This window comes from Microbacterium sp. RU33B, from assembly GCF_900155915.1.
Classification (GTDB): Bacteria; Actinomycetota; Actinomycetes; order Actinomycetales; family Microbacteriaceae; genus Microbacterium.
The window spans coordinates 316,267-338,478 of the sequence record NZ_FTPO01000003.1 but is presented as its reverse complement, the minus strand read 5'-3'; the positions used below and the strand labels follow the sequence as shown (position 1 = coordinate 338,478).

Sequence of the window (22,212 nt, the reverse complement as noted above, 5' to 3'; positions counted from 1 at the left end):
TCGTGGCCGCGTCATCCCTTGATGTACGGTTTGCCGGCCGCGGCGGGACCGCGGATCTGCCCCGCGAACCCGGCGACCGCGAGGATCGTCACGAGGTACGGCAGCATCAGCATGAACTCGCTCGGAATCGGCGTCTTGAGCACCGTGAGCAGGTTCTGCAGGTTCGTCGCGAAGCCGAACAGCAGGGCTGCGAGGGTCGCCCGCAGCGGGTCCCACCGGCCGAAGATCACCGCGGCGAGGGCGATGAAGCCCAGACCCGCCGTCATCTCCTTGCCGAACTGCGGCACGGAGACGAGCGTGAAGTACGCACCGCCGATGCCCGCGATGGCGCCGGCGAGCGACAGGTTCCAGAACCGGGAGGTGTTGACCTTGATGCCGACCGTGTCTGCCGCCTGGGGGTGCTCACCCACGGCGCGCAGCCGCAGGCCCCAGCGCGTGCGGTACATGCCCCACGCGACGACCGCGACCACGACGTACATGAGGTACACGATGAAGGTCTGGTTGAACAGCACCGGCCCGAGGATCGGGATCTCCGACAGGAGCGGGATCTCGAAGCGCGTGAAGCGGATGGGCGTGTTCAGCGCCTCGGCGTTGGGGACCAGCAGGACACCGTACAGGAAGCCCGTCAGGCCGGTCACCAGCACGTTCAGCACGACCCCGACGATGACCTGTTCGACGAGGTACTTGATCGCGAAAGCGCCCAGCACGAAGGCGACGAGCACTCCGCCGATCATGGCGCCGAACAGGCCGACGAACGGACTGCCGGTGATGCTCGAGAGGAGCGCGGCGCTGAAGGCGCCGAGGAGCAGCTGCGCCTCGATGGCCACGTTGACGACGCCGACCCGCTCGCCGATGACACCGCCGAGCGCTCCGAACACGAGCGGCACCGAGAGCGAGACCGCCCCGAACAGCAGGCCCGTCACCGGCACCAGGCCGTCGGCCGCCGCCCAGGTGAGGAAGGCGAACACGGCGAGCACACCGTACGCGATCGCGAGCCAGACCGGCGAGCGGCGGTAGCCGTAGGCATCCCACACCGCCCACAGCGTGAGCAGGACGAGAAGGACGAAGACGGCCCAGCAGGTGGCTGCGGTGGGCACCCCCACGTTCGGGAGGGCGAAGACGGAGCCGGGGTCGCCGAGCCGGAACGTGCTGATGCCGTCGCGCGGGGCGAGCAGGAACAGCAGTCCGAGCAGGACGGTGACGATCGCGAGGGTGATGGCGAACTTCTTGTGCCGCACGCGCACGGTCGCGAGCTGGATGGTCTGATCGGCGGACGATCCGTCGGAGATCACCGAGGAGGTCGTGCTCATGCGCTCACCGCCTTCTTCGCGGCCTTGGCTCTCGCCTTCGCCGCCTTCTCCGCATCGGTCTTGGGCAGGAAGAAGATCGTGCGGATGAGCGGCGGCGCCGCGATGAACAGCACGATCAGCGACTGCACGACCAGCACGATGTCGACGGGGATCCCCTGCGACGCCTGCATCGTGAACGACCCGGATTTGAGGGCGCCGAACAGGATGCCCGCGGCGAACACGCCCCACGCACGGCTGCGCCCGAGGAGCGCGACGGTGATCGCATCGAAGCCGATGCCGGCGTCGATGAGCCCGTCGAATCCGCTCGTGACGGCGCCCTGGATCTGGTTCATGCCCGCGAGGCCGGCCAGGCCGCCCGCGAAGAGCATGGCGTAGATGTACATGCGCTGCACCGAGATGCCCGACGCGAGCGCCGCGTGGGGGTTCTCTCCCACGGCGCGCATGCGGAAGCCGAGCGACGAGCGCTCGACGAGCCACCACACGAACACGGTGGCCAGGATGACGATGACGAAGCCCCAGTCCAGCAACGGGAAGCGTGGCCCGAGCAGTTCGGGGAACTGGGCGGATGCCGGTGTGGGGTCGGAGATCGGCTGATCCTCGGCTTCGCGCTGCAGAAGCCCGGGGGTGCGCACCATCCACGCGACGAGATAGAACGCGACGTAGTTGAGCATGATCGTCAGGATGACCTCGTGCGCGCCCGTTCGGGCCTTGAGGACACCGACGATCCCGCCCCAGATCGCGCCGCCGGCGATGCCGGCCGCCAGCGTGAGCGGGATGTGGATGAACGGGGGGAGGTCGAGGTGGAACGTCAGAAGCGCGGCCGTCGCCGCGGCGATGAGGATCTGGCCGCGGCCGCCGATGTTGAACAGTCCGACGCGGAACGCCACCGCGACGCCGAGTCCGGCAGCGATGAGCGGGGCCGCGAAGCCCAGCGTGTTGGTGAAGGGCCGGATCGCGGTGGCGAAGTCCGCGGCGCGCGCGTTGAAGATCGAGCCGCGGAAGAGGGCCTCGTACCCGCCGTAGATAGCGTTCCAGATGGCGACGAACGTGTCGCCGGGCTGGGCGAAGAAGTACCCGGAGGCCGCCTGCACCTCTTCGTTCGTGATCGCGATCAGGATGCCGCCGACGACCATCGCCACGACCACGGCGAGGATCGTCGTGACCGCGCTCCCGCGCAGGAGCTCCTTGATGAACACGTTCTGCCTCGGCGGCGGAGCGATGTCGGGCGTCCCCGTGAGGGGACCGGATGCCGCGGGCAGCTGCTCCTCCGGCATCCCCTTGAGAGGGTTCGGGTTCGAACCGGGCGTCAGGTCGCTCATGCGGCCACTCCTTCGGGGATCTCTCCGGCCATCATGAGCCCGAGCACGTCGCGCGGCGTGTCTCCGGGCACGATGCCGATGACCCTGCCGCGGTACATGACCGCGATCCGGTCGGCGAGGGCGGCGACTTCGTCGAGCTCGGTCGAGACGACGACGACGGGCACACCGGCGTCGCGCGTCTCGACGATCCTCCGGTGGATGAATTCGATCGATCCGACATCGACGCCGCGCGTGGGCTGGGCCGCGATGAACAGTCGCAGCTCCCGGCTCATCTCGCGGGCGATGACGACCTTCTGCTGATTGCCCCCGGAGAGGGTGCCCGCTGCGGTAGCGGCACTCTGCGTGCGGATGTCGTACTCCTCGATGCGGGCCTTCGCGAACTCGTCGAGCACGCCTCTGCGGATGGTGCCGGCCGTGACGAACTCGGAGTCGGACGATCGGTCCAGGATGAGGTTCTCCGCGACCGAGAACGTGCCCACGAGGCCGTCCTCCTTGCGGTCTTCGGGAACGAAGCCGACGCCTTCGTCGAGGATGGCGCGCACGGACTTGCCCACGAGCTCGGTGCCGCCGAGGGTGATCGAGCCGCTGACCCCCGTCGCGAGGCCGACGAGCGCTTCGACGAGCTCGGTCTGCCCGTTGCCCTGGACGCCCGCGACGGCGAGCACTTCACCGGGCCGCACGTCGAAGGTGACATCGTCGACGACGACGACGCCCGCGGGTGTGACGACGCGGAGTCCTTGAACCGCGAGGCCGCCCTCGCCGAGACGAGGCGGATCCTTGTGGACCGTGAGCTCGACCGCGCGTCCCACCATGAGCGACGCGAGCTCGGCGTTGGAGGCAGTGGCCTGCGCCTCGCCGACGATCTTGCCGAGCCGCACGACGGTGATGCGGTCGGCGACGGCGCGCACTTCGCGCAGCTTGTGCGTGATGAAGACGATCGAGGTGCCCTCGTCGCGGAGCTGGCGCATGATGCCCATGAGCTCGTCGGTCTCCTGCGGCGTCAGCACGGCGGTCGGCTCGTCGAAGACGAGCACCTTCGCATCGCGGGAGAGCGCCTTGATGATCTCGACCCGCTGCTGCACGCCGACGGGCAGATCGCCGACCAGGGCGTCGGGGTCGACATCGAAGCCGAAGCGGGCGGCGACATCGCGCACGTGGGCCCGGGCCTTGTTCAGGTCGAGCGAGCCGAGCGCCTTGGTGGACTCGTGACCGAGCATGACGTTCTCGGCGACGGTGAAGACGGGGATGAGCATGAAGTGCTGGTGCACCATGCCGATGCCGGCGGCCATGGCATCGCCCGGACCCCGGAAGTGCTGGACGACGTCGTCCAGGAGGATCTCCCCTTCGTCGGCCTGGTACAGGCCGTAGAGGACGTTCATGAGGGTCGACTTGCCCGCCCCGTTCTCGCCGAGGAGCGCGTGGATCTCCCCCGGCTCGACCACGAGATCGATGTGATCGTTGGCGACGAGGCTGCCGAACCGCTTGGTGATGCCGCGGAGCTCGAGCTTCATACTGTGCACCCTATCTAGTCGGGTCTGAGGGCCAAAAGGCCGCGGTCGGCCAGATGCGCTGTGCATCCGGCCGACCGCGGCGCGGGGTGTGTCGCTTACGGCGAAGCGGGCGACGTGACCTCGAGGTCGCCGTCGATGATCGCCTGACGCAGTGCGTCGAGCTCGTCGACGAGGCCGTCCGGGAGCTGCGACTCGAACGAGCCGAAGCCGGAGAGGCCCACGCCCTCGTTCTCGAGCGTGCCGACGTACGGCGTCGCGTCGAACTCGCCGGCGGCCGCCTGCATCGTGGCGTCGAAGACGGCCTGGTCGATCCGCTTCAGGATCGACACCAGCACGAGGTCGGCGACACTCGGGTCGGCGACGGCGAGGTCGGAGTCGACACCGAGCATGACGGTGCTTCCGCCGCCGTCAGTGATCGCCGCTGCGGCGCTCTGGTAGATCGGTCCGCCGACGGGGAGGATGACGTCGACGCCCTGGTCGATGATGCCCTGGGCGGTCTGCTTGGCGCCGTCGTTCGCCGCGAAGCCGCCGGTGAAGGCGCCCTCCTGCGCAGCGACATCCCAGCCGAACGTCGCGACGTTCACGCCCTTGTCCTCGTTGTACTTGGCGACGCCGTCGACGAAGCCGTCCATGAAGATCGTGACGGGCGGGATCGGGATGCCGCCGAACGTGCCGACCTTGTCGACGCCGGCCGCGTTCGACCATGCACCCGCGGCGTATCCGCCGAGGTATGCGGCCTGGACCGTGTCGAAGAGGAGCGGCTTGATGTTGGGCGCGTCGGTCTCGCCGTCGCCGTCGGCGTCGGCGCGGTCGTCGATGATGGCGTACTCGATCTCGGGGTTGGCCGTCGCCGAGGCGATCGTGTCAGCCGAGAGCTTGAAGCCGACCGAGATGATGAACGTGCAGCCTTCGGCCACGAGGTTCTCGAGGTTGGGCGCGTAGTCGTTCGCCGAGCTGGACTCGACCTCGATCGCTTCGACGTTGAGCTCGGCCGCTGCGCGGTCCATGCCCTCCTTGGCCGACTGGTTGAACGACTTGTCGTTCCAGCCGCCCTCGTCGGAGATCAGGCAGGGGATGAAGTCGGAGCCGGCTTCGGGTGCCGCGCTTCCGGTGCCGTCGGTGGTCGGGGCCGAGCCGCAGCCCGCGAGCGCGAGGACGAGCCCCGCCGCCCCCGCAAGACCGACGAACTTCTTGGTGGTTGTGATGGTCAAGTCACGCCTCCGTACAGGGAGCCCCGCGTACCTCGCAGGGCGGTATCGAAGTTACAGAGTGTGACGGCCTGCTTGCATTCCCGCGCAGGCCCAGCCGGGAAATGGTTACAAAGACGCAACAGAGCCGACTCACTCCGTCACGGCTTGGCGCAGACGGCGTCAGAGGACGTCGCCGTGGCCGCCGATCTTGAGCGCGTCCACGACGCCCTTGACCCGCTGCGCGTGCTCGCTGGTGGTGACCAGCAGCGCGTCGTCGGTGTCGACCACGACGATGTCCTTGACGCCGATGAGGCTGATGACGCGACGGGTCTGACTCACGACGATGCCGCTCGAGGCATCCGCGAGGATCGTCGCGTTGGGGCCGAGGATCGCGAGGTCGTTCTTGCGGCCGTGCGAGTTGAGCTTGGCGAGGCTGGCGAAGTCCCCCACGTCGTCCCAGTCGAAGTGCCCGGGCACGACGGCGAGGCGCCCCTTCTCGGCCGCGGGCTCGGCGACGGCGTAGTCGATGGCGATCTTCTTGAGCCCCGGCCACAGGCGGTCGACCGCCGGCCCGCGCCGGTCGCGGTCGTCCCAGGCCTCCGCGAGTTCGAGGAGTCCCGCGTGCAGCTCGGGCTCGTTCGCGGCGAGTTCGGCCAGCAGCACGTCTGCGCGCGAGATGAACATGCCCGCGTTCCACAGGTAGGAGCGATCGGCGAAGTACGCCTTCGCGGTCTCGAGGTCGGGCTTCTCGACGAACCGCTCGACGAGGGCGGCCTCCGGCGCGCCGTCGACCACGAGCTCCGTGCCCTTGCGGATGTAGCCGAAGCCGACGGAGGGCTCGGACGGCTGGATGCCGAGCGTGCAGATGTACCCCGCGCGCGCCGTCGCGACGGCCTGGCGGACGGCCCACTCGAACAAGTGCGGCACACGGATGACGTGGTCGGCGGCGAAGGACCCGATGATGACGTCGGGCTCGCGGCGCACGAGCACCGCCGCCGCCAGGCCGATGGCTGCGGAGGAGTCGCGCGGCTCGGACTCGAGGAAGACGTTGAGGTCGTCGATTCCCGGCAGCTGGGCCTCGACGGCCGCTCGATGCGCGCGCCCGGTCACCACCGCGATGCGGTCCGCGCCGGCGAGCGGCTCGAGGCGGTCCCACGTGTCGCGCAGCAGCGAGTGCCCCGAGCCGGTCAGGTCGTGGAGGAACTTCGGCGCATCGGCCCGCGAGAGCGGCCAGAGCCGGCTGCCGATGCCGCCGGCCGGGATGACGGCGTAGAAGTCCGGAATGAGATCGGCCATGACCTCAGGCTATCTGCGGAGCTGCCCGTCCGGAGGGAGGCGAAGAACCGCCCTTCTTGTCCTCGAAGTGAGGAATCTCTCGATATCGAGAGACTTAGGCTCCCCTACGATGCCCATGCCTCCCGCCGGGAATAGGATGGAGGAGGCGCCCTCGTGACGCCGGTTCCGCCGTCTCGCCCCCGCTGACGAGGCTCCGGTGGACCACATGTTCGATTCAGGGAGGACGATCGTGTCTGCACCAGCACGCGTCATACCGTCGGCGTCCGACACCACGTCGAGAGTTCCGAGGGGAACGCTGTACCGAGGCCGGGAAGGCATGTGGTCGTGGGTGCTGCATCGCATCACCGGCGTCGCGATCTTCTTCTTCCTCCTCGTCCACGTGCTCGACACGGCGCTGATCCGCCTGTCGCCGGAGGCCTACGACGCCGTCATCGGCACGTACAAGAACCCGATCATGGCGCTCGGCGAGGTCGTGCTCGTCGCGGCCATCGCGTACCACGCCTACAACGGCCTGCGCATCATCGCGGTCGACATCTGGCCGTGGGCGACGCGCCACCAGCGCCAGCTCTGGTGGGGCGTGCTGGGCGTCTGGGCCGTGACGATGGCGGGCTTCGCCCCGCGTCATCTGATCCTCGCGTTCGCCGGATTCGGAGAGGGCGGCCACTGACATGACCACGATCGCCGATCCCCGCACTCCGCACGTCGCCACGCGCCGCTCGGGGCCCAACCTCGAGAAGTGGGGCTGGATCTACATGCGCGTCTCGGGCGTGCTCCTGGTCGTCCTGATCTTCGGGCACCTCTTCGTCAACCTGATGCTCGGCGAAGGCATCCACGGCCTCGACTTCGCGTTCATCGCCGGGAAGTTCGCCACGCCCTTCTGGCAGTGGTGGGACGTCCTGATGCTGTGGCTCGCCCTCATCCACGGCGCGAACGGCATGCGCACGATCGTGAACGACTACGTGCTCCACGAGAAGACCCGCAAGGTCCTCGTCTGGTCCCTGTGGATCGCCGCCGGATTCCTCATCCTCCTCGGCACGCTCGTGGTCTTCACCTTCGACCCGTGCATCGGGATCGAGACGAGCAAGACCGATTGGCTGATCGAGATGTGCGCGGCTCGATGACCCGTACGACCCGCAGCGACGACGTGACCACGACGACGAAGAACCAGAAGGCATCCTGACCGTGAGCACCCAGACCGCAGAGTCCTACGTCAAGGACGGCGTCCACTACCACCAGTTCGACGTCGTCATCGTGGGCGCCGGCGGCGCCGGCATGCGCGCCGCCATCGAGGCGGGCCCCGGCGCGAAGACGGCGGTGATCTCCAAGCTCTACCCCACGCGCTCCCACACGGGCGCGGCGCAGGGCGGCATGGCGGCTGCGCTCGCCAACGTCGAAGAGGACTCGTGGGAGTGGCACACCTTCGACACCGTCAAGGGCGGCGACTACCTCGTCGACCAGGATGCTGCGGAGATCCTCGCCAAAGAGGCCATCGACGCCGTGATCGACCTCGAGAACATGGGCCTGCCGTTCAACCGCACGCCCGAGGGCAAGATCGACCAGCGTCGGTTCGGCGGTCACACCGCCGACCACGGCAAGACTCCGGTGCGCCGCGCGTGCTACGCCGCCGACCGCACGGGCCACATGATCCTGCAGACGCTCTTCCAGAACTGCGTGCGTCTCGGCATCAACTTCTTCAACGAGTTCTACGTGCTCGACCTCGTGACCGTGAAAGACGACGACGGCTCCACGAAGATCGCCGGCGTCGTGGCGTACGAGCTCGCAACGGGCGACCTGCACGTCTTCCAGTCGAAGGCCGTCATCTTCGCGACGGGCGGGTTCGGCAAGATCTTCAAGACGACCTCGAACGCCCACACCCTCACCGGCGACGGCGTCGGCATCATCTGGCGCAAGGGGCTGCCGCTGGAGGACATGGAGTTCTTCCAGTTCCACCCGACCGGTCTCGCCGGTCTCGGCATCCTGCTCACCGAGGGCGCCCGCGGTGAGGGTGCGATCCTCCGCAACGCCTCCGGCGAGCGCTTCATGGAGCGCTACGCCCCCACCATCAAAGACCTCGCGCCGCGCGACATCGTCAGCCGCTGCATGGTGCAGGAGGTCGCAGAAGGACGCGGCGCCGGTCCGCACCGCGACTACGTCCTCTTGGACTGCACCCACCTGGGCGCCGAGGTGCTCGAGACCAAGCTCCCCGACATCACCGAGTTCGCGCGCACCTACCTCGGCGTCGACCCCGTCGTCGAGCCCGTGCCCGTCATGCCGACCGCGCACTACGCCATGGGCGGCATCCCGACCAACGTCGAAGCCGAGGTCCTGAGCGACAACACGACGGTCGTGCCGGGCCTGTACGCCGCCGGCGAGTGCGCGTGCGTCTCGGTGCACGGCTCGAACCGCCTCGGCACCAACTCGCTCCTCGACATCAACGTGTTCGGAAAGCGTGCCGGCCGCAACGCCGTGAAGTACGTGCAGACCGCCGAGTTCGTGCCGATGCCCGAAGACCCCGCCAAAGAGGTGCGCGAGCTCATCGAAGGCCTGCGCAACAACCCCGGCACGGAGCGCATCGCGGTGCTGCGCAAGACCCTGCAGGACGAGATGGACCGCAAGGCCCAGGTGTTCCGCACCGACGAGTCGCTGGCCGAGGTGATGGACGTCATCGCCGAGCTGCGCGAGCGGTTCAACAACATCCACGTCGACGACAAGGGCAAGCGGTACAACACCGACCTGCTCGAGGCCGTCGAGCTCGGATTCCTGCTCGACCTGGCCGAGGTCGTCGTCGTCACGGCGCGCAACCGCAAGGAGAGCCGCGGCGGTCACATGCGCGACGACTACCCGCATCGCGACGACGAGAACTACATGCAGCACACGATGGCCTACCTCTCCGGCGACGCCCACTCGTCGCATCCCGAAGACCACATCCGGCTCGATTGGAAACCCGTCGTGTTCACGAAGGACGAAGCCGGCGAGTTGCGCTACCCGCCGATGGAGAGGAAGTACTGATGGCCGCCCTCGTCGCCGTCGAGGAGTCGGCTCTCGAAGCCGCTCAGGAGCCGTCCAGCGCGGACACCGGCATCCAGTCGTTCCTCGTCACGTTCATCATCCGCCGCTTCGACCCGGAGGTGGACGACGAGCCGCGCTGGGTCGACTACGACGTCGAGCTCTACTCCACCGACCGCGTGCTCGATGCGCTGCACAAGATCAAGTGGGAGGTCGACGGCTCGCTGTCGTTCCGCCGCTCGTGCGCGCACGGCATCTGCGGGTCGGACGCGATGCGCATCAACGGCCGCAACCGCCTGGCCTGCAAGACGCTCATCAAGGACCTCGACATCTCGCAGCCGATCTACGTCGAGGCGATCAAGGGCCTTCCGCTCGAGAAGGACCTCATCGTCGACATGGAGCCGTTCTTCGCCTCCTACCGCGAAGTCCAGCCCTTCCTCATCCCCGGCACGAAGGCCGAGCCCGGCAAGGAGCGCATCCAGTCGATCGTCGACCGCGAGGTCTTCGACGACACGACCAAGTGCATCCTCTGCGCCGCGTGCACGTCGTCGTGCCCCGTGTTCTGGACCGACGGGCAGTACTTCGGCCCCGCCGCGATCGTCAACGCGCACCGCTTCATCTTCGACTCGCGCGACGACGCGGGCGATGTGCGCCTCGACATCCTGAACGACAAGGAGGGCGTGTGGCGCTGCCGCACGACCTTCAACTGCACCGAGGCGTGCCCGCGCGGCATCGAGGTGACCAAGGCCATCGCCGAGGTCAAACAGGCGGTTCTCCGCGGCGGACGCTGACCCCACGTGGCGCAGGCCCCGCCTGTGCCACGATGAGCGGATGGATCGTCCCCCCGCTCCGCTTCGCTCGTCCCGTCTCGCGGTCACGGCCGCCTATGCGTCGCAGGGGCTCGGCTACGCCGTCGTCGTGACCTCGCTCCCCGCGCTCAAGGCGCGCCAGGAGGTCGACGACGCGACCGTGTCGATCATCGTGCTCGGCGTCTCGCTCGCCGCCGCGGCGGGTTCGGTCGTGGCCAATGCGGTCGCCGTGCGCTGGGGCAGCCGGGCGGCCCTCGCGCTCGGCCTGCTCGTGCAGGCGGTGTTCCTGCCGGTCATCGCGCTCCCCACGCCCTTCGCCGCGTTCTTCGCGGCGTTCGTCCTGTTCGGGGTGGGGCTCGGCTGCGTCGACGCTGCGGCGGCCATGCAGGGCGTCGCGGTGCAGCGAGCGCACGGCAGCCATCTCCTGGGCGGATTCTTCGCGGCCGCGACCGCGGCCGCGATCGTGGGTGCCCTCCTCGTCTCGTTCGTCGCGTTCTCCGCGCTCGGCGCGGGGATCGCCCTCGCCACCGCCGGGGTCGTCGCGCTGCTCGCGGCACTCGTCGTGGCCAGACTCGCCCTCCGCGAGGTCCCGATCGACGAGGCGCTGCCCGCCGCCGAGCGAGGCCGGCTCCCCCGCGCCGGGATCTGGATCTTCGGCTTCGTCATCCTGGCCGTGTTCATCTCGGACTCGGCGATCAGCACGTGGAGCACCGTCTACCTCCAGGACGAGCTCCGGAGCCTCGCCTGGGTCGCGCCGCTGGGATACGCGGCCTACCAGGGCGTCGTGCTCGTCACCCGACTCGTCACCGATCGGCTCGTCACGCGCCTCGGACGCCGACGGCTCGTCACCGTGGCCGTGGTCGTGTCGGCGATCGGCTGCCTCGTCGTGGCCGTCCTCCCCTTCCCCGCCGCCGCGATCACGGGCTTCGCGCTCGCCGGCGTCGCCACCGGCATCCTGATCCCGGTGACGTTCGGGGCGGCGGGAGAGATCGCGCCCGAGCACAGCGACCAGGTGATCGCGCGCGTGAACATCTTCAACTACGCCGGATCGATCTTCGGAGCGGTCGCACTCGGTCTCCTCGCCGACGGCCCGGGCCTGGGCATCGCGTTCCTGATCCCCGCGGTCGCGCTGGCGGCGATCCTCTTCCTCGTCCCCCGGTTCCGCACTGCGCCGCTCGCGGCATCCGCCGCTCGCTAATCTGGCATCGTGAGCGAGCGGCGAGTGCGGGGTCCCGCCCCCGAGGCGGTGGCGGCCACAGCGCGCGAAGAGGAGGAAAGCCTCCGCGAGCGCTGGGAGTCGACGCAGGAGCAGCTGCGCGAGCGCTTCGACGTGCCGCTGAGCCGCGCGGCGCGGATCACGCAGCGCACGCTCGGATGGTTCCCGGTCCGGGTGTGGCGACACTTCCTCCAGCACAACGGCTTCCTCCTGGCAGCCGGAGTGAGCTATCAGGCGCTCTTCGCCGTCTTCGCCTCGGTGTACGTCGCGTTCGCGATCGCCGGGCTCTGGCTCGGAGGCAGTCAGGACGCGATCGACGGCCTCATCGCCGCCATCAACAGCTATCTCCCCGGTCTCATCGCCACCGACGACTCCACCACGGGGGTCTTCACCACCGCGCAGGTGACGGAGATCGCGGCGAGCAGCGCCGGCGTGCTGAGCGTCACGGGCTCCATCGCGCTCATCACCCTCATCTGGACGGCGATCGGGTTCGTGACGTTCGCCCGACGCGCCGTGCGCGACATCTTCGGCATTCCGCCGGACCGTCGCAGCTACCTCCTGCTCAAGGCGCGCGATCTGCTCGCGGCAGCCGTCTTCGGCATCGCCCTCCTGCTGGGCTTCGCCGCCACCGCGATCGGCACGTGGGCACTCACTCTCCTCTTCGACCTGTTCGCCCTCGGCACGCAGTCGATCGGCTACCAGCTGAGCATCCGTCTCGCATCGATCGCGGTGTCGTTCGCGATCTACTCGGCCGCCCTGGCGGCCCTCGTGAAGTTCCTCACCGGCGCATCGCTGCGCTGGCACCGGGTGTGGCCGGGCGCACTCCTCGGCGGCGGCGCCATCACGGTGCTCCAGCTCGGCGCCGGCTGGCTGCTGATCTACACGCCCACCAACACGCTCCTGGCCACCTTCGCGATCTTCGTCGGGCTGCTCCTGTGGTTCCGGATCATCGGCGTCATCATCCTCGTGGCCTCCGCCTGGATCGCCGTCGCCGCGAACGACAGGAACCTTCCGCTGCTGCACCTGACCGAGGCCGAGCGGCTCGAGAAGGAGCACCAGGCGCTGCTGCTCGCGGCCCAGGTCCGGCTGCGGACCGCGGAGCACGCCAGGCAGGACGCGCCGTGGTTCCGCCGATGGGCCGCCGACCGTGCCGTCAGGGAGGCGCGGGACGAGCTCGCCGAGGTGACGGCATCGGCGCCTCCCCCGGCACCGCGCCGCGGCATCCTGCTCGAATAGCGATGTCGGATGCCGCGGTTAGGCTGATCCTCGTGCCTCGCTCCGTCCGCATCGCGTCTATCAACGTCAACGGCATCCGCGCCGCCGCCCGCAACGGCATGCTCGCCTGGCTCGACGATGCGGGCGTCGACATCATGGCCCTGCAGGAGGTGCGCGCCACGCAGGAGCAGCTGCGCGACTCTCTGCCCGAGGGGTGGACGATCGTCAACGACGAAGCCCTCGCCAAGGGCCGCGCCGGCGTCGCCGTCGTCTCGCGCGACGACACGGTCGAGGTGCGGCGCGTGCTCGGCGACGACGCGCTCGATTCAGCCGGACGCTGGATCGAGGCCGATTTCGACATCGACGGCGAGCGCCTCGCGGTCGTCTCGGCATATGTGCCGACGGGCGAAGCCGGCACGGCAAAGCAGGACGCGAAGTGGGCGTTCCTCGACGCGATGGAGGCGCGGATGTCACGCCTGGCCGAGGAGTCGCCCCTCGCGCTCATCATGGGCGACCTGAACGTCGGGCACCGCGAGCTCGACATCCGCAACTGGAAGGGCAACGTGAAGCGCGCCGGGTTCCTCCCCCGCGAGCGCGCGTACTTCGACCGGTTCCTCGGCCCACGCGGGGACGCTGTGACGGGGGCCGACGGGTCGAGCGGAGTCGGCCTCGGGTGGGTCGATGTCGGCCGCGCGTCCGCCGGCGAGGTCGACGGTCCGTACACCTGGTGGTCGAGCCGCGGCAAGGCGTTCGACAACGACACCGGATGGCGCATCGACTACCACCTCGCCACTCCGGCCCTCGCGGAGCGCGCCTCCGGCTACCGCGTCGTGCGGGCCCCGTCGTGGGACACGCGCTGGAGCGACCACGCCCCCGTCGTCGCCGACTACCGGCTGGGGCTCTGACCGCCCTCGGGCGCCCGAGGCCACGCGCGAGAGCGCACCCCGCCCCGCGTCGTCGCCGCGCCGGAGCAAATAGGATCGTGGGATGAGCAAACCCCGCCTGTACTCCGGCATGCAGCCGTCCGCCGACTCCCTCCAGGTCGGCAACTACATCGGTGCGCTCATGCAGTGGCGCGACCTGCAGGAGGCGTATGACGCGTTCTTCTCCGTCGTCGACCTGCACGCCCTCACGCAGCCCAACGATCCCGCCGAACTGCGCGAGAAGACGCGCCGCACCGCGGCCCAGTACATCGCCGCCGGCATCGAGCCGGCGAAGTCGACGCTGTACGTGCAGTCGCACGTAGCGGCCCACGCCGAGCTCGCGTGGATCCTCTCCACCGTCACGGGTTTCGGTGAAGCCGGTCGCATGACCCAGTTCAAGGACAAGTCGCAGCGCTACGGCTCGGACGCGACATCCGTCGGGCTCTTCACCTACCCCGTGCTGATGGCGGCCGACATCCTGCTGTACCAGACCGACATCGTGCCGGTCGGTGACGATCAGAAGCAGCACGTCGAGCTCACCCGCGATCTCGCCGAGCGGTTCAACTCGCGCTACGGCGACACGTTCCGCGTGCCGATGCCCGTCATCCAGCAGGACACCGCGCGCATCTACGACCTGCAGAACCCCACGGCGAAGATGTCGAAGTCGGCCGAGTCCGACGCGGGCGTGCTGTGGCTGCTCGACGATCCGGCCGTCTCGGCGAAGAAGGTCATGCGCGCCGTCACCGACTCCGACGGCACCGTCCGGTACGACCGCGAGGCGAAGCCGGGGGTGTCGAACCTCCTCGTGATCTACGCGGCGCTCACCGGGCGTCAGATCCCCGCGATCGAGGACGAGTACGCGGGTCGCGGCTACGGCGACTTCAAGAAGGGCCTCGCCGAGGTCGTCGTGAACGAGTTCGGTCCCGTGCGCGAGCGTGCGCTCGAGCTGCTCGACGACCCCGCCGAACTCGACCGCGTGCTCGCCGCCAACGCCGCGAAGGCGGAGGATGTCGCCAACCGCACGCTCGGCGCCGTCTACGACAAGGTGGGTCTCCTGCGGAGGACCCGGTGACACCCTGCGCGATCATCGGCGGATGATGCAGCCCGTCATCCTGCGCACGGAGCGGCTCGAGCTGTCGTTGCCGACGGCAGACGACGTCGACTCCATCTTCGACGCCTGCCAGGACGCGGACACCCAGCGATACACGACCGTGCCGTCGCCGTACGAGCGGCGCCACGCCGAGGAGTTCGTCCCCCGCGTCGCGGCCGACTGGGAGAGCGGCGCCCACGTCACGTGGGCGATGCGCGAGGGCGACGTGCTCGCCGGCATGATCGGCCTGTACCGCCTCAGCGGTCGAGGCGACGGAGAGCTCGGCTACTGGGTGTCGCCCTGGTCGCGCGGGAAGGGGCTCGTGAGCGAGGCATCGCGAGCCGTCGTCGAGTGGGGGTTCTCCCCCGAGGGAGGCCGGCTCACGCGGATCGAGTGGAACGCCGTGGTCGGCAACATCGCGTCGGCCCGCGCCGCCCGCACCCTCGGCTTCCGGTACGAGGGTCTTCGCCGCCAGGCGCTCACCGGTTCGGCCGGCCGTGACGACGGCTGGGCCGCGGCGCTCCTGGCCTCGGACGACCGTACGCCGCAGCGGTGGGCCGTCCTCGACGACGGAGCGGCTGCACGCGTCGGGAGGGCGTGACAGGATGGGCGCATGCCCGAGATGCCCGAGGTGCAGGGGCTCGTCGACTTCCTCCAGGAGCGTCTGACCGGTCTCGAGATCACGCGCGCGTCGGTCGCGAACATCGCGGCGCTGAAGACCTACGACCCGCCGATCGATGCGATGGTGGGTACGACGATCTCCGGGGCCACCAGGCACGGCAAGTTCATCGACCTCTCCACGAGCGGTCCGCACCTGGTGTTCCACCTCGCGAAGGCCGGCTGGCTGCGGTTCTATGAACAGCTCCCGCAGACCCTCATCAAGCCCGGCAAGACCCCCATCGCGCTGCGCATCGCGCTGAGCGACGGGTCGGGGTTCGATCTCACCGAGGCCGGCACGAAGAAGTCCCTCGCCTACTACGTCGTGCGCGATCCGCAGGACGTGCCCGGAGTCGCACGGCTCGGACCCGACCCTCTCGACCCGTCCTTCAGCCGCGACACTCTCGCCGGGCTCCTGGCGGGCCGCCGCACGCAGATCAAGGGCGTTCTCCGCGACCAGGCGACGATCGCCGGGGTGGGCAACGCCTACTCCGACGAGATCCTGCACGCCGCGAAGATGTCTCCCTACGCCCTCGCCGCGACGCTCGCCGACGACGACATCGATCGGCTCTACGCCGCGATGCAGGCGACCATCGCGGAGGCGATCGCCGAGGCATCCGGCAAGCCCCCCGCCGAGCTCAAGGACGCCAAGCGTCGAGGCATGCAGGTGCACGGGCGCCGCGGGGAGACCTGTCCGGTGTGCGGAGACACCGTGCGCAGCGTGTTCTTCGCCGACAACAGCCTCGAATACTGCGCGACGTGTCAGACCGGCGGCAAGGTGCTCGCCGACCGGCGCCTCTCGCGCCTGCTGAAGTAAGCGCTCACCCCTCGCCGGAGGTCAGGATCCACGCGTCCTCGTCGACCCAGTCGAGCGACTTCGACACGGCCTTCTTCCACTGCCGGTAGCGCCGCTCGCGCTCGGCCTCCGGCATCCGGGGCTCGAAGCGCGTGTCCTCCTGCCAGTGCGACCGCAGCTCATCGCGCCCGCTCCACAGCCCGGTGGCGAGGCCGGCGGCGTACGCCGCCCCGAGCGCCGTGGTCTCGACGACCTTCGGACGCACCACGGGGATGCCGAGGATGTCGGCCTGGAACTGCATCAGGAGGTCGTCGCGGGTCATGCCCCCGTCGACGCGGATCTCCTCCAGCGTCTCGCCGCTGTCGGCCGCCGCCGCCTCGATGACGTCGCGGCTCTGGAACGCGGTGGACTCGAGGGCTGCGCGCGCGATGTGCGCCTTGTTCACGAAGCGCGTCAGGCCGACCAGGGCACCGCGTGCATCGGGGCGCCAGTACGGGGCGAAGAGCCCCGAGAACGCCGGAACGAAGTACGCGCCGCCGTTGTCGGCGACGGACGAGGCGAGGCTCTCGACGTCTTCGGAGCGCTGGATGATGCCGAGGTTGTCGCGCAGCCATTGCACGAGCGATCCGGTGACGGCGATCGACCCCTCGAGGGCGTAGCGCGCCGGCTCGTCGCCGCAGCGGTAGGCGACCGTGGTGATCAGTCCGTGGGTCGACTGGATGATGTCGGTCCCGGTGTTCACGAGGAGGAAGTTGCCCGTGCCGTACGTGTTCTTCGACTCGCCGCGGTCGAAGGCGGCCTGGCCGAAGGTGGCCGCCTGCTGGTCGCCCAGGATGCCGGCGATCGGCATGCCTCGCGCGACTCCGGGCAGCTGGGCCTCGCCGAGCACCTCCGACGACGAGCGGATCTCCGGCAGCATCGCGCGCGGGATGTTCCAGACCGCGAGCAGGTCGTCGTCCCAGTCGAGCGTGCGCAGGTCCATGAGCAGCGTGCGGGAGGCGTTGGTGACGTCGGTGACGTGGATGCCGCCGCGCGACCCGCCGGTGAGGTTCCAGACGAGCCACGTGTCGGGCGTGCCGAAGATCAGGTGGCCCGCCTCGGCCGCCGCGCGCGAGCCCGGCACGTGGTCGAGGATCCAGGCGAGCTTGGAGGCCGAGAAGTACGTCGCCAGGGGCAGACCGGTCTGATCGGCGAAGCGGCGGATGCCGCCCTCCGCCGCGAGCTCGTCGATCCGCGGCTGCGTGCGGGTGTCCTGCCAGACGAGGGCGTTGTGAATGGGGCGCCCCGTGCGGCGATCCCACACGATCGCCGTCTCGCGCTGATTCGTGACGCCGATCCCCGCGATGTCGCCCGCGTCGATGCCGGCCCTGCTGAGGGCGCCCGCGATGACGAACTCGGTGCTCGTCCAGATCTCCACCGGATCGTGCTCGACCTCGCCCGCCCGCGGCAGGATCTGCGCGTGCTCGCGCTGCGCGACCGAGACGACCTGCCCGCGCGCGTCGAACACGATCGCGCGCGTCGACGTCGTCCCCTGGTCCAGTGCCAGGACGTACTCGCCCATTCCGCCTCCTCGCGGTGTCGCCGGTCCGGTCAGGCTATCGCGACGCGGTGCGCGGAGCCGGAGCCGGAGCCGGAGCCGCCTGCCAGGTCGGGTCGGCGGCGTGGACGGCGGCGAGTCCGTGCTCGACCTCGGCGCGGCGGGTCGCCTCATCCCACCCCAGCACCGGCGCGATGGCGTCGGCGATCTCGGACGCGGACTCCACCGTGACTCCGCCCGTGAACGCGAGCGATGTGCGTCGCAGCAGCATGTCGGCCAGGTGCACCACGCCCTCGGTGCGGGCGAGGTGGCGGAGCTCTCCGGAGCTGTAGCCCGGCGCCGACCCGAGCACGGCGTCGTCTTCGTCGTCGGCGATCGCAGCGATCACGTCCGCGGCGACGGTTCCGTAGCGGTCGAGCAGCGTCGCCGCGCGACCCAGTCCGATGCCGTCCTGGTAGGTCGTGAGCCACTGCTTCCGTGCGCGCTCCGTGGCCGGGTAGCCCGCGCCGCCGCCGATCGGCACGCCCTTCGTCGAGCTGCGCCGTGGCTGGGCGAGGAGCTCGAGCACCCGGTCGGCGAGGTGCTCGGCCGATGCGCGGAACGTCGTCCACTTGCCGCCGACGAGGCTCAGCACTGTCGCGCTCCCACCGCGCAGCGGCTCGGCCTCGATGCGGTAGTCCCGCGAGACGAAGCCCGGGGCGAGGTCGCCGTGGCCGGGAAGCGGCCGCACGCCGGCGAAGCGGAACACGATCTGCGAGCGGTCCACGGCGATCGAGGGCAGCACGTGACGCACGAGATCGAGGAAGTAGTCGACCTCGGCCTCGGTGCACACGGCGGGCTCGGCCATGTCGTGCTCGAGGTCGGTCGTGCCCACGAGCACGCGTCCCTTGAGCGGGTAGATGAGCACGATGCGGCCGTCCTTGTGCTCGAAGAACAGCTCGCGCCCGCCGGTCGCCGCCAGCAGCTCGGGGTGGTCGAGCACGATGTGCGAGCCCTTCGTGCCGCCCATGTAGCGGGTGGGGTCGCCGAGAGCCTCATTGGTCAGATCGGTCCAGGGCCCGGAGGCGTTGACGACGACGGATGCCGCGAACGGCACCTCCTCACCGGTGACGCGGTCGCTCAGCAGCACGCGCCCGTCCCGGACGCCCACCGCCGCGGTGTAGTTCGCGGCACGGGCCCGGTCGCCGCCGGCGGCGACGCCGTCGCGGAGCACGTCGAGCGCCAGGCGCTCCGGATCGTGCAGCGAGGCATCCCAGTAGGTGGCTGTGTACTTGATGCCGGGGTTCAGCGCGGGCAGCTCGGCGAGCGAGCGCTTGCGGCCGACGAACGCGTGCCGCTGCACCGTGCTCTTGCCGAAGAGGCCGCCGCCGCGGGAGAACGAGTCGTAGATCACGAGGCCGATCTTGATGAGCGCCGCCCCCCGCTCGCGATGCTTGCCCTTGCCATGGCGGAGGAAGCGCAGCGGCGCCGTGAGCACGCCGGAGAACGTCGTGAAGATCGGGATCGTCGTCTGCAGCGGCCGCACGTAGTGGGGCGCGATGCGCAGAAGCGCGTTGCGCTCGGTCACGGCTTCGTGCACGAGGCGGAACTCGCCGTTCTCGAGGTACCGGACGCCGCCGTGGATCATGTGGGACGACGCGGCCGAGGCTCCGCTGACGTAGTCGCCCTGCTCGACCAGCGCCACATCGACTCCCTGCATGGCGAGATCGCGGAACGTCGCGAGCCCGTTGATGCCGCCGCCGATGATGAGCACGTCCGCGTAGGGCCGTGCGGTGAGTTCGTCGAAGTCGCGCCGCGTCATGATCTCCCCTGGTTCGTGAACGCTGTCGTCATGATCCATCGTCGCATCATTGCCCTTTCTTGCAGCCCTCGTGCACATACGTGCACAATGACCGGATGGATGCTGCGGACCGGGACGACACGGATGACGCGCGGGCGACGCAGCGCGCGCTGACCGCGGCGCATCTCTACTACGTCCAGAACCGCACGATGGAGGCGATCGCCGCCGAACTGCGGACCTCGCGGTCGACCGTGTCGAGACTGCTCGCCCTCGCGCGCGCGACGGGCATCGTCGACATCCGCATCCGCTCCCCCTTCGAGGCCCCGCAGCGACTGGAGGAGCACGTCTCCGAGCGCTTCGGCGTCACGGCGCACGTCGTCCCCGTTCCGGACGACGCGACCGATGTCGAGCGCCTCGAGCGTGTCGCGGCGGCCGCGGCGCACCTGCTCGGCGAGCTCGTCGGCTCGGAGATGACGATCGGCGTGGCCTGGGGCGCCACCACGGCCGCGATGAGCCGGCGTCTGGTGCCCAAGGCCGTGCACGGCACGACCTTCGTGCAGCTGAACGGCTCGGGCAACACCCGCACGACCGGGCTGCTCTACGCCAGCGAGATCCTGAGCCGATTCGCGGCCGCCTATGGAGGCACCGTCCAGCAGTTCCCCGTGCCGGCGTTCTTCGACGACCCGCGCACGAAGCTGGCGATGTGGCGCGAGCGCAGCACGCGACGCATCCTCGCCCTGCAGTCGACCATGGACCTCGTCGTCTTCAGCACCGGATCCGCCGACTCGCAGCTGCCGAGCCACGTCTACTCGGGCGGGTACCTGGAGCCGCCCGACCTGGAGAGCCTCGCCGCGGAGCGGGTCGTCGGCGATGTCGCGACGGTGTTCTTCCGCGCGGACGGATCGAGCGATCGCATCGCCCTGAACGATCGAGCCACGGGTCCGCATTTCGACGTGCTGCGCCGCGTCGAGCGGCGGATGTGCGTCGTGTCGGGCATCTCGAAACTCGACAGTCTGCGAGGCGCGCTCGCCGCACGTCTCGCGACCGACATCGTCCTCGACGAGGCGACGGCGCGCGGGCTCGTCGACTAGCCGCATCGGCACCGCCGTCGGCATGCCCGTGCCGCGGGCGTCGGTCGGGTGACTGACGCCCGCGGCACGGACAGGGTGGATCACGGAATGGATTACTTCGCGACCGGGATCGACTGCGCCTCGAGAGCGGCGATGGTCTTCTCCTGGCCTTCGCTGAGCGCATCGCCCAGCGTGCCGTCGCCGGAGATCGCCGCCTTGAATCCGTCGGAGACGTCGGCGTAGGTCTGCGTCATCGTCGGGCCCCAGACGAAGTCGGGGTTGACCTGTCCGGCCGCCTCGGCGAAGACCTCGTAGATCTTCTGGCCGCCGTAGAACTCGACGCCCTCCTGCAGCACGGGCAGCTCCAGACCGGCCTTGGTGGCGGGGTAGATCGCCGCCGTCTTGTTCAGCGACGTGAGCGCCTCCTCCGACGAGTTCAGCCACAGAGCGAACTTCGCCGCTTCGTAGAGGTGATCGGTGCCCTTGAACACGGCGATCGAGGATCCGCCCCAGTTGCCTGCGGCGGCCTGTCCGGCCTCCCACTGCGGCGACGGCGCGACCGACCACTTGCCCGCCGTGTCCGGCGCCCCGCTCGCGATGGAGTTCGCTCCCCAGACGGCGGAGTTCCACGTCCACACCTCGCCGGAGTTGTAGGCGTTGTTCCACTCATCCGTCCACGGCGGGTACACCGCGACCAGGTCGTTCTCGATGAGGTCCTGCCAGTAGTCGGCCACGGTCGTGGAGACATCGCCGGTCAGGTCGACGGTCCACTCGTCACCGCTGTTGCCGAACCACTCGCCACCGCCCTGCCAGACGAACCCGGCGAACTGGTTGATGTCGGACTGGGAGAAGTTCGTGATGTACCCACCCAGCTCGCGCACCTTGACGGCGGCGTCACGGTACTCGGCCCAGGTCGTGGGCACGGCGATCCCGTTCTGCTCGAACAGGTCGGAACGGTAGAACAGAGCCATCGGACCCGAGTCCTGCGGGACGCCGTACACCTCCGAATCGGTGCCGAGCGTCACCTGCCCCCAGGTCCAGTCGACGAACTGGTCCTCGGCGGCGACGATCTCCTCGCACGCGGCGAGGTCCTCGAGACCGTCCTGCACGCGGAAGTTCGGGATCGCGTCGTACTCGATCTGGCCCAGGTCGGGGGCGTTCCCGGCCTCGAGCTGGTTGAAGAAGTTCTGGTACGTGCCGGCGTTCCCGGAGGGGCCGGTCTGCACCTCGACCTGGATGTCGGGATTGGCGTCGTTCCAGATCGCCACGGCATCCTCGATCCCGGGGATCCACGACGTGAAGGTGAGCGTGACGTCGCCTTCGGAGGGCGCGCAGGCTGCGGCATCGGTGCCGCCGCCTCCGTCGCCGCCCGCGGAGCACGCGGCCATGGTCAGCGCGACGGTCGCGAGGACCGCCACGCCCCCTACTCGTTTCATGTGACGCATTTCTCTCTTCTCTCGGTGGTGTCTTGCAAGGGGCCGACCGGT

General features: G+C 69.5%; 19 protein-coding genes. 11 read left to right on the top strand and 8 right to left on the bottom strand.

Features of this window, described 5'->3' with window-relative positions:
- Positions 1-11: 11 nt before the first annotated feature.
- From B0B14_RS14945 to B0B14_RS14925, 5 genes are all read right to left on the bottom strand, one after another.
- Entirely contained in the window at positions 12-1,310 is a 1,299-nt protein-coding gene (locus B0B14_RS14945; protein WP_076683291.1) for an ABC transporter permease, read from the bottom strand.
- Entirely contained in the window at positions 1,307-2,629 is a 1,323-nt protein-coding gene (locus B0B14_RS14940; protein ID WP_076683289.1) for an ABC transporter permease, read from the bottom strand. Before B0B14_RS14940 ends, B0B14_RS14945 begins: the two co-directional genes overlap by 4 nt.
- Complete coding sequence (locus B0B14_RS14935) at positions 2,626-4,140, bottom strand: ABC transporter ATP-binding protein (RefSeq protein ID WP_076683287.1); 1,515 nt, start codon at positions 4,138-4,140, stop codon at positions 2,626-2,628. Before B0B14_RS14935 ends, B0B14_RS14940 begins: the two co-directional genes overlap by 4 nt.
- 95 nt (positions 4,141-4,235) lie before the next feature.
- Positions 4,236-5,351 (bottom strand): BMP family lipoprotein, encoded by a 1,116-nt coding sequence (locus B0B14_RS14930; protein ID WP_076683285.1) that lies wholly within the window; start codon positions 5,349-5,351, stop codon positions 4,236-4,238.
- Between the two features lie 159 nt (positions 5,352-5,510).
- Complete coding sequence (locus B0B14_RS14925; protein WP_076683283.1) at positions 5,511-6,626, bottom strand: mannose-1-phosphate guanylyltransferase; 1,116 nt, start codon at positions 6,624-6,626, stop codon at positions 5,511-5,513.
- Positions 6,627-6,855: 229 nt separating this feature from the next.
- Between B0B14_RS14925 and sdhC the strand changes: the two genes are divergently transcribed.
- The 10 genes from sdhC to B0B14_RS14875 all read left to right on the top strand — a co-directional run bounded on the left by sdhC (position 6,856) and on the right by B0B14_RS14875 (position 16,359).
- Positions 6,856-7,293: a succinate dehydrogenase, cytochrome b556 subunit gene (sdhC, locus tag B0B14_RS14920; protein WP_076683651.1), complete on the top strand. Its 438-nt coding sequence runs from the start codon at positions 6,856-6,858 to the stop codon at positions 7,291-7,293.
- A gap of 1 nt (position 7,294) precedes the next feature.
- The gene (locus B0B14_RS14915; protein ID WP_076683281.1) at positions 7,295-7,747 is read left to right on the top strand and encodes a succinate dehydrogenase hydrophobic membrane anchor subunit; all 453 of its coding nucleotides are present in this window, start codon (positions 7,295-7,297) and stop codon (positions 7,745-7,747) included.
- Positions 7,748-7,808: 61 nt separating this feature from the next.
- A complete protein-coding gene (gene sdhA / locus B0B14_RS14910) occupies positions 7,809-9,635 on the top strand; it encodes a succinate dehydrogenase flavoprotein subunit (protein ID WP_076683279.1) in 1,827 nt (608 codons plus the stop codon).
- Entirely contained in the window at positions 9,635-10,423 is a 789-nt protein-coding gene (locus B0B14_RS14905; protein WP_076683277.1) for a succinate dehydrogenase iron-sulfur subunit, read from the top strand. The genes sdhA and B0B14_RS14905 overlap by 1 nt, the downstream gene beginning before the upstream one ends.
- A 40-nt stretch (positions 10,424-10,463) precedes the next feature.
- Positions 10,464-11,639, top strand: coding sequence for an MFS transporter (locus B0B14_RS14900; RefSeq protein WP_076683275.1), 1,176 nt, complete (start codon positions 10,464-10,466; stop codon positions 11,637-11,639).
- Between the two features lie 6 nt (positions 11,640-11,645).
- The gene (locus B0B14_RS14895; RefSeq protein ID WP_372236650.1) at positions 11,646-12,893 is read left to right on the top strand and encodes a YihY/virulence factor BrkB family protein; all 1,248 of its coding nucleotides are present in this window, start codon (positions 11,646-11,648) and stop codon (positions 12,891-12,893) included.
- A 32-nt stretch (positions 12,894-12,925) separates the two neighbouring features.
- On the top strand, positions 12,926-13,777 hold the full coding sequence (locus B0B14_RS14890) for an exodeoxyribonuclease III (protein ID WP_179085345.1): 852 nt from the start codon (positions 12,926-12,928) through the stop codon (positions 13,775-13,777).
- 82 nt (positions 13,778-13,859) lie between these two features.
- Complete coding sequence (trpS, locus tag B0B14_RS14885; protein WP_076683271.1) at positions 13,860-14,867, top strand: tryptophan--tRNA ligase; 1,008 nt, start codon at positions 13,860-13,862, stop codon at positions 14,865-14,867.
- A gap of 22 nt (positions 14,868-14,889) precedes the next feature.
- A complete protein-coding gene (locus tag B0B14_RS14880; protein WP_306169510.1) occupies positions 14,890-15,486 on the top strand; it encodes a GNAT family N-acetyltransferase in 597 nt (198 codons plus the stop codon).
- 12 nt (positions 15,487-15,498) lie between these two features.
- The gene (locus B0B14_RS14875) at positions 15,499-16,359 is read left to right on the top strand and encodes a DNA-formamidopyrimidine glycosylase family protein (protein ID WP_076683269.1); all 861 of its coding nucleotides are present in this window, start codon (positions 15,499-15,501) and stop codon (positions 16,357-16,359) included.
- A gap of 4 nt (positions 16,360-16,363) precedes the next feature.
- Here the strand turns inward: B0B14_RS14875 and glpK are convergent, their stop codons facing one another.
- Entirely contained in the window at positions 16,364-17,899 is a 1,536-nt protein-coding gene (gene glpK, locus B0B14_RS14870; protein WP_076683267.1) for a glycerol kinase GlpK, read from the bottom strand.
- A gap of 34 nt (positions 17,900-17,933) precedes the next feature.
- The gene (locus B0B14_RS14865; RefSeq protein ID WP_372236649.1) at positions 17,934-19,715 is read right to left on the bottom strand and encodes a glycerol-3-phosphate dehydrogenase/oxidase; all 1,782 of its coding nucleotides are present in this window, start codon (positions 19,713-19,715) and stop codon (positions 17,934-17,936) included.
- A 56-nt stretch (positions 19,716-19,771) separates the two neighbouring features.
- Here B0B14_RS14865 and B0B14_RS14860 point away from each other — a divergent pair, with 56 nt between their 5' ends.
- On the top strand, positions 19,772-20,746 hold the full coding sequence (locus B0B14_RS14860; protein ID WP_076683263.1) for a sugar-binding transcriptional regulator: 975 nt from the start codon (positions 19,772-19,774) through the stop codon (positions 20,744-20,746).
- A 92-nt stretch (positions 20,747-20,838) separates the two neighbouring features.
- Here B0B14_RS14860 and B0B14_RS14855 read toward each other — a convergent pair whose 3' ends face one another.
- The gene (locus B0B14_RS14855) at positions 20,839-22,170 is read right to left on the bottom strand and encodes an ABC transporter substrate-binding protein (protein WP_076683261.1); all 1,332 of its coding nucleotides are present in this window, start codon (positions 22,168-22,170) and stop codon (positions 20,839-20,841) included.
- Positions 22,171-22,212 lie beyond the last annotated feature (42 nt).

Excerpts from the sequence above, each read along its gene's own strand:
- B0B14_RS14945 (WP_076683291.1), bottom strand. The coding sequence starts at position 1,310 with ATGAGCACGACCTCCTCGGTGATCTCCGACGGATCGTCCGCCGATCAG.
- B0B14_RS14940 (WP_076683289.1), bottom strand. The coding sequence starts at position 2,629 with ATGAGCGACCTGACGCCCGGTTCGAACCCGAACCCTCTCAAGGGGATG.
- B0B14_RS14935 (WP_076683287.1), bottom strand. The coding sequence starts at position 4,140 with ATGAAGCTCGAGCTCCGCGGCATCACCAAGCGGTTCGGCAGCCTCGTC.
- B0B14_RS14925 (WP_076683283.1), bottom strand. The coding sequence starts at position 6,626 with ATGGCCGATCTCATTCCGGACTTCTACGCCGTCATCCCGGCCGGCGGC.
- B0B14_RS14915 (WP_076683281.1), top strand. The coding sequence starts at position 7,295 with ATGACCACGATCGCCGATCCCCGCACTCCGCACGTCGCCACGCGCCGC.
- B0B14_RS14905 (WP_076683277.1), top strand. The coding sequence starts at position 9,635 with ATGGCCGCCCTCGTCGCCGTCGAGGAGTCGGCTCTCGAAGCCGCTCAG.
- B0B14_RS14900 (WP_076683275.1), top strand. The coding sequence starts at position 10,464 with ATGGATCGTCCCCCCGCTCCGCTTCGCTCGTCCCGTCTCGCGGTCACG.
- trpS (WP_076683271.1), top strand. The coding sequence starts at position 13,860 with ATGAGCAAACCCCGCCTGTACTCCGGCATGCAGCCGTCCGCCGACTCC.
- B0B14_RS14880 (WP_306169510.1), top strand. The coding sequence starts at position 14,890 with ATGATGCAGCCCGTCATCCTGCGCACGGAGCGGCTCGAGCTGTCGTTG.
- B0B14_RS14875 (WP_076683269.1), top strand. The coding sequence starts at position 15,499 with ATGCCCGAGATGCCCGAGGTGCAGGGGCTCGTCGACTTCCTCCAGGAG.
- glpK (WP_076683267.1), bottom strand. The coding sequence starts at position 17,899 with ATGGGCGAGTACGTCCTGGCACTGGACCAGGGGACGACGTCGACGCGC.
- B0B14_RS14865 (WP_372236649.1), bottom strand. The coding sequence starts at position 19,715 with ATGGATCATGACGACAGCGTTCACGAACCAGGGGAGATCATGACGCGG.
- B0B14_RS14860 (WP_076683263.1), top strand. The coding sequence starts at position 19,772 with ATGGATGCTGCGGACCGGGACGACACGGATGACGCGCGGGCGACGCAG.
- B0B14_RS14855 (WP_076683261.1), bottom strand. The coding sequence starts at position 22,170 with ATGCGTCACATGAAACGAGTAGGGGGCGTGGCGGTCCTCGCGACCGTC.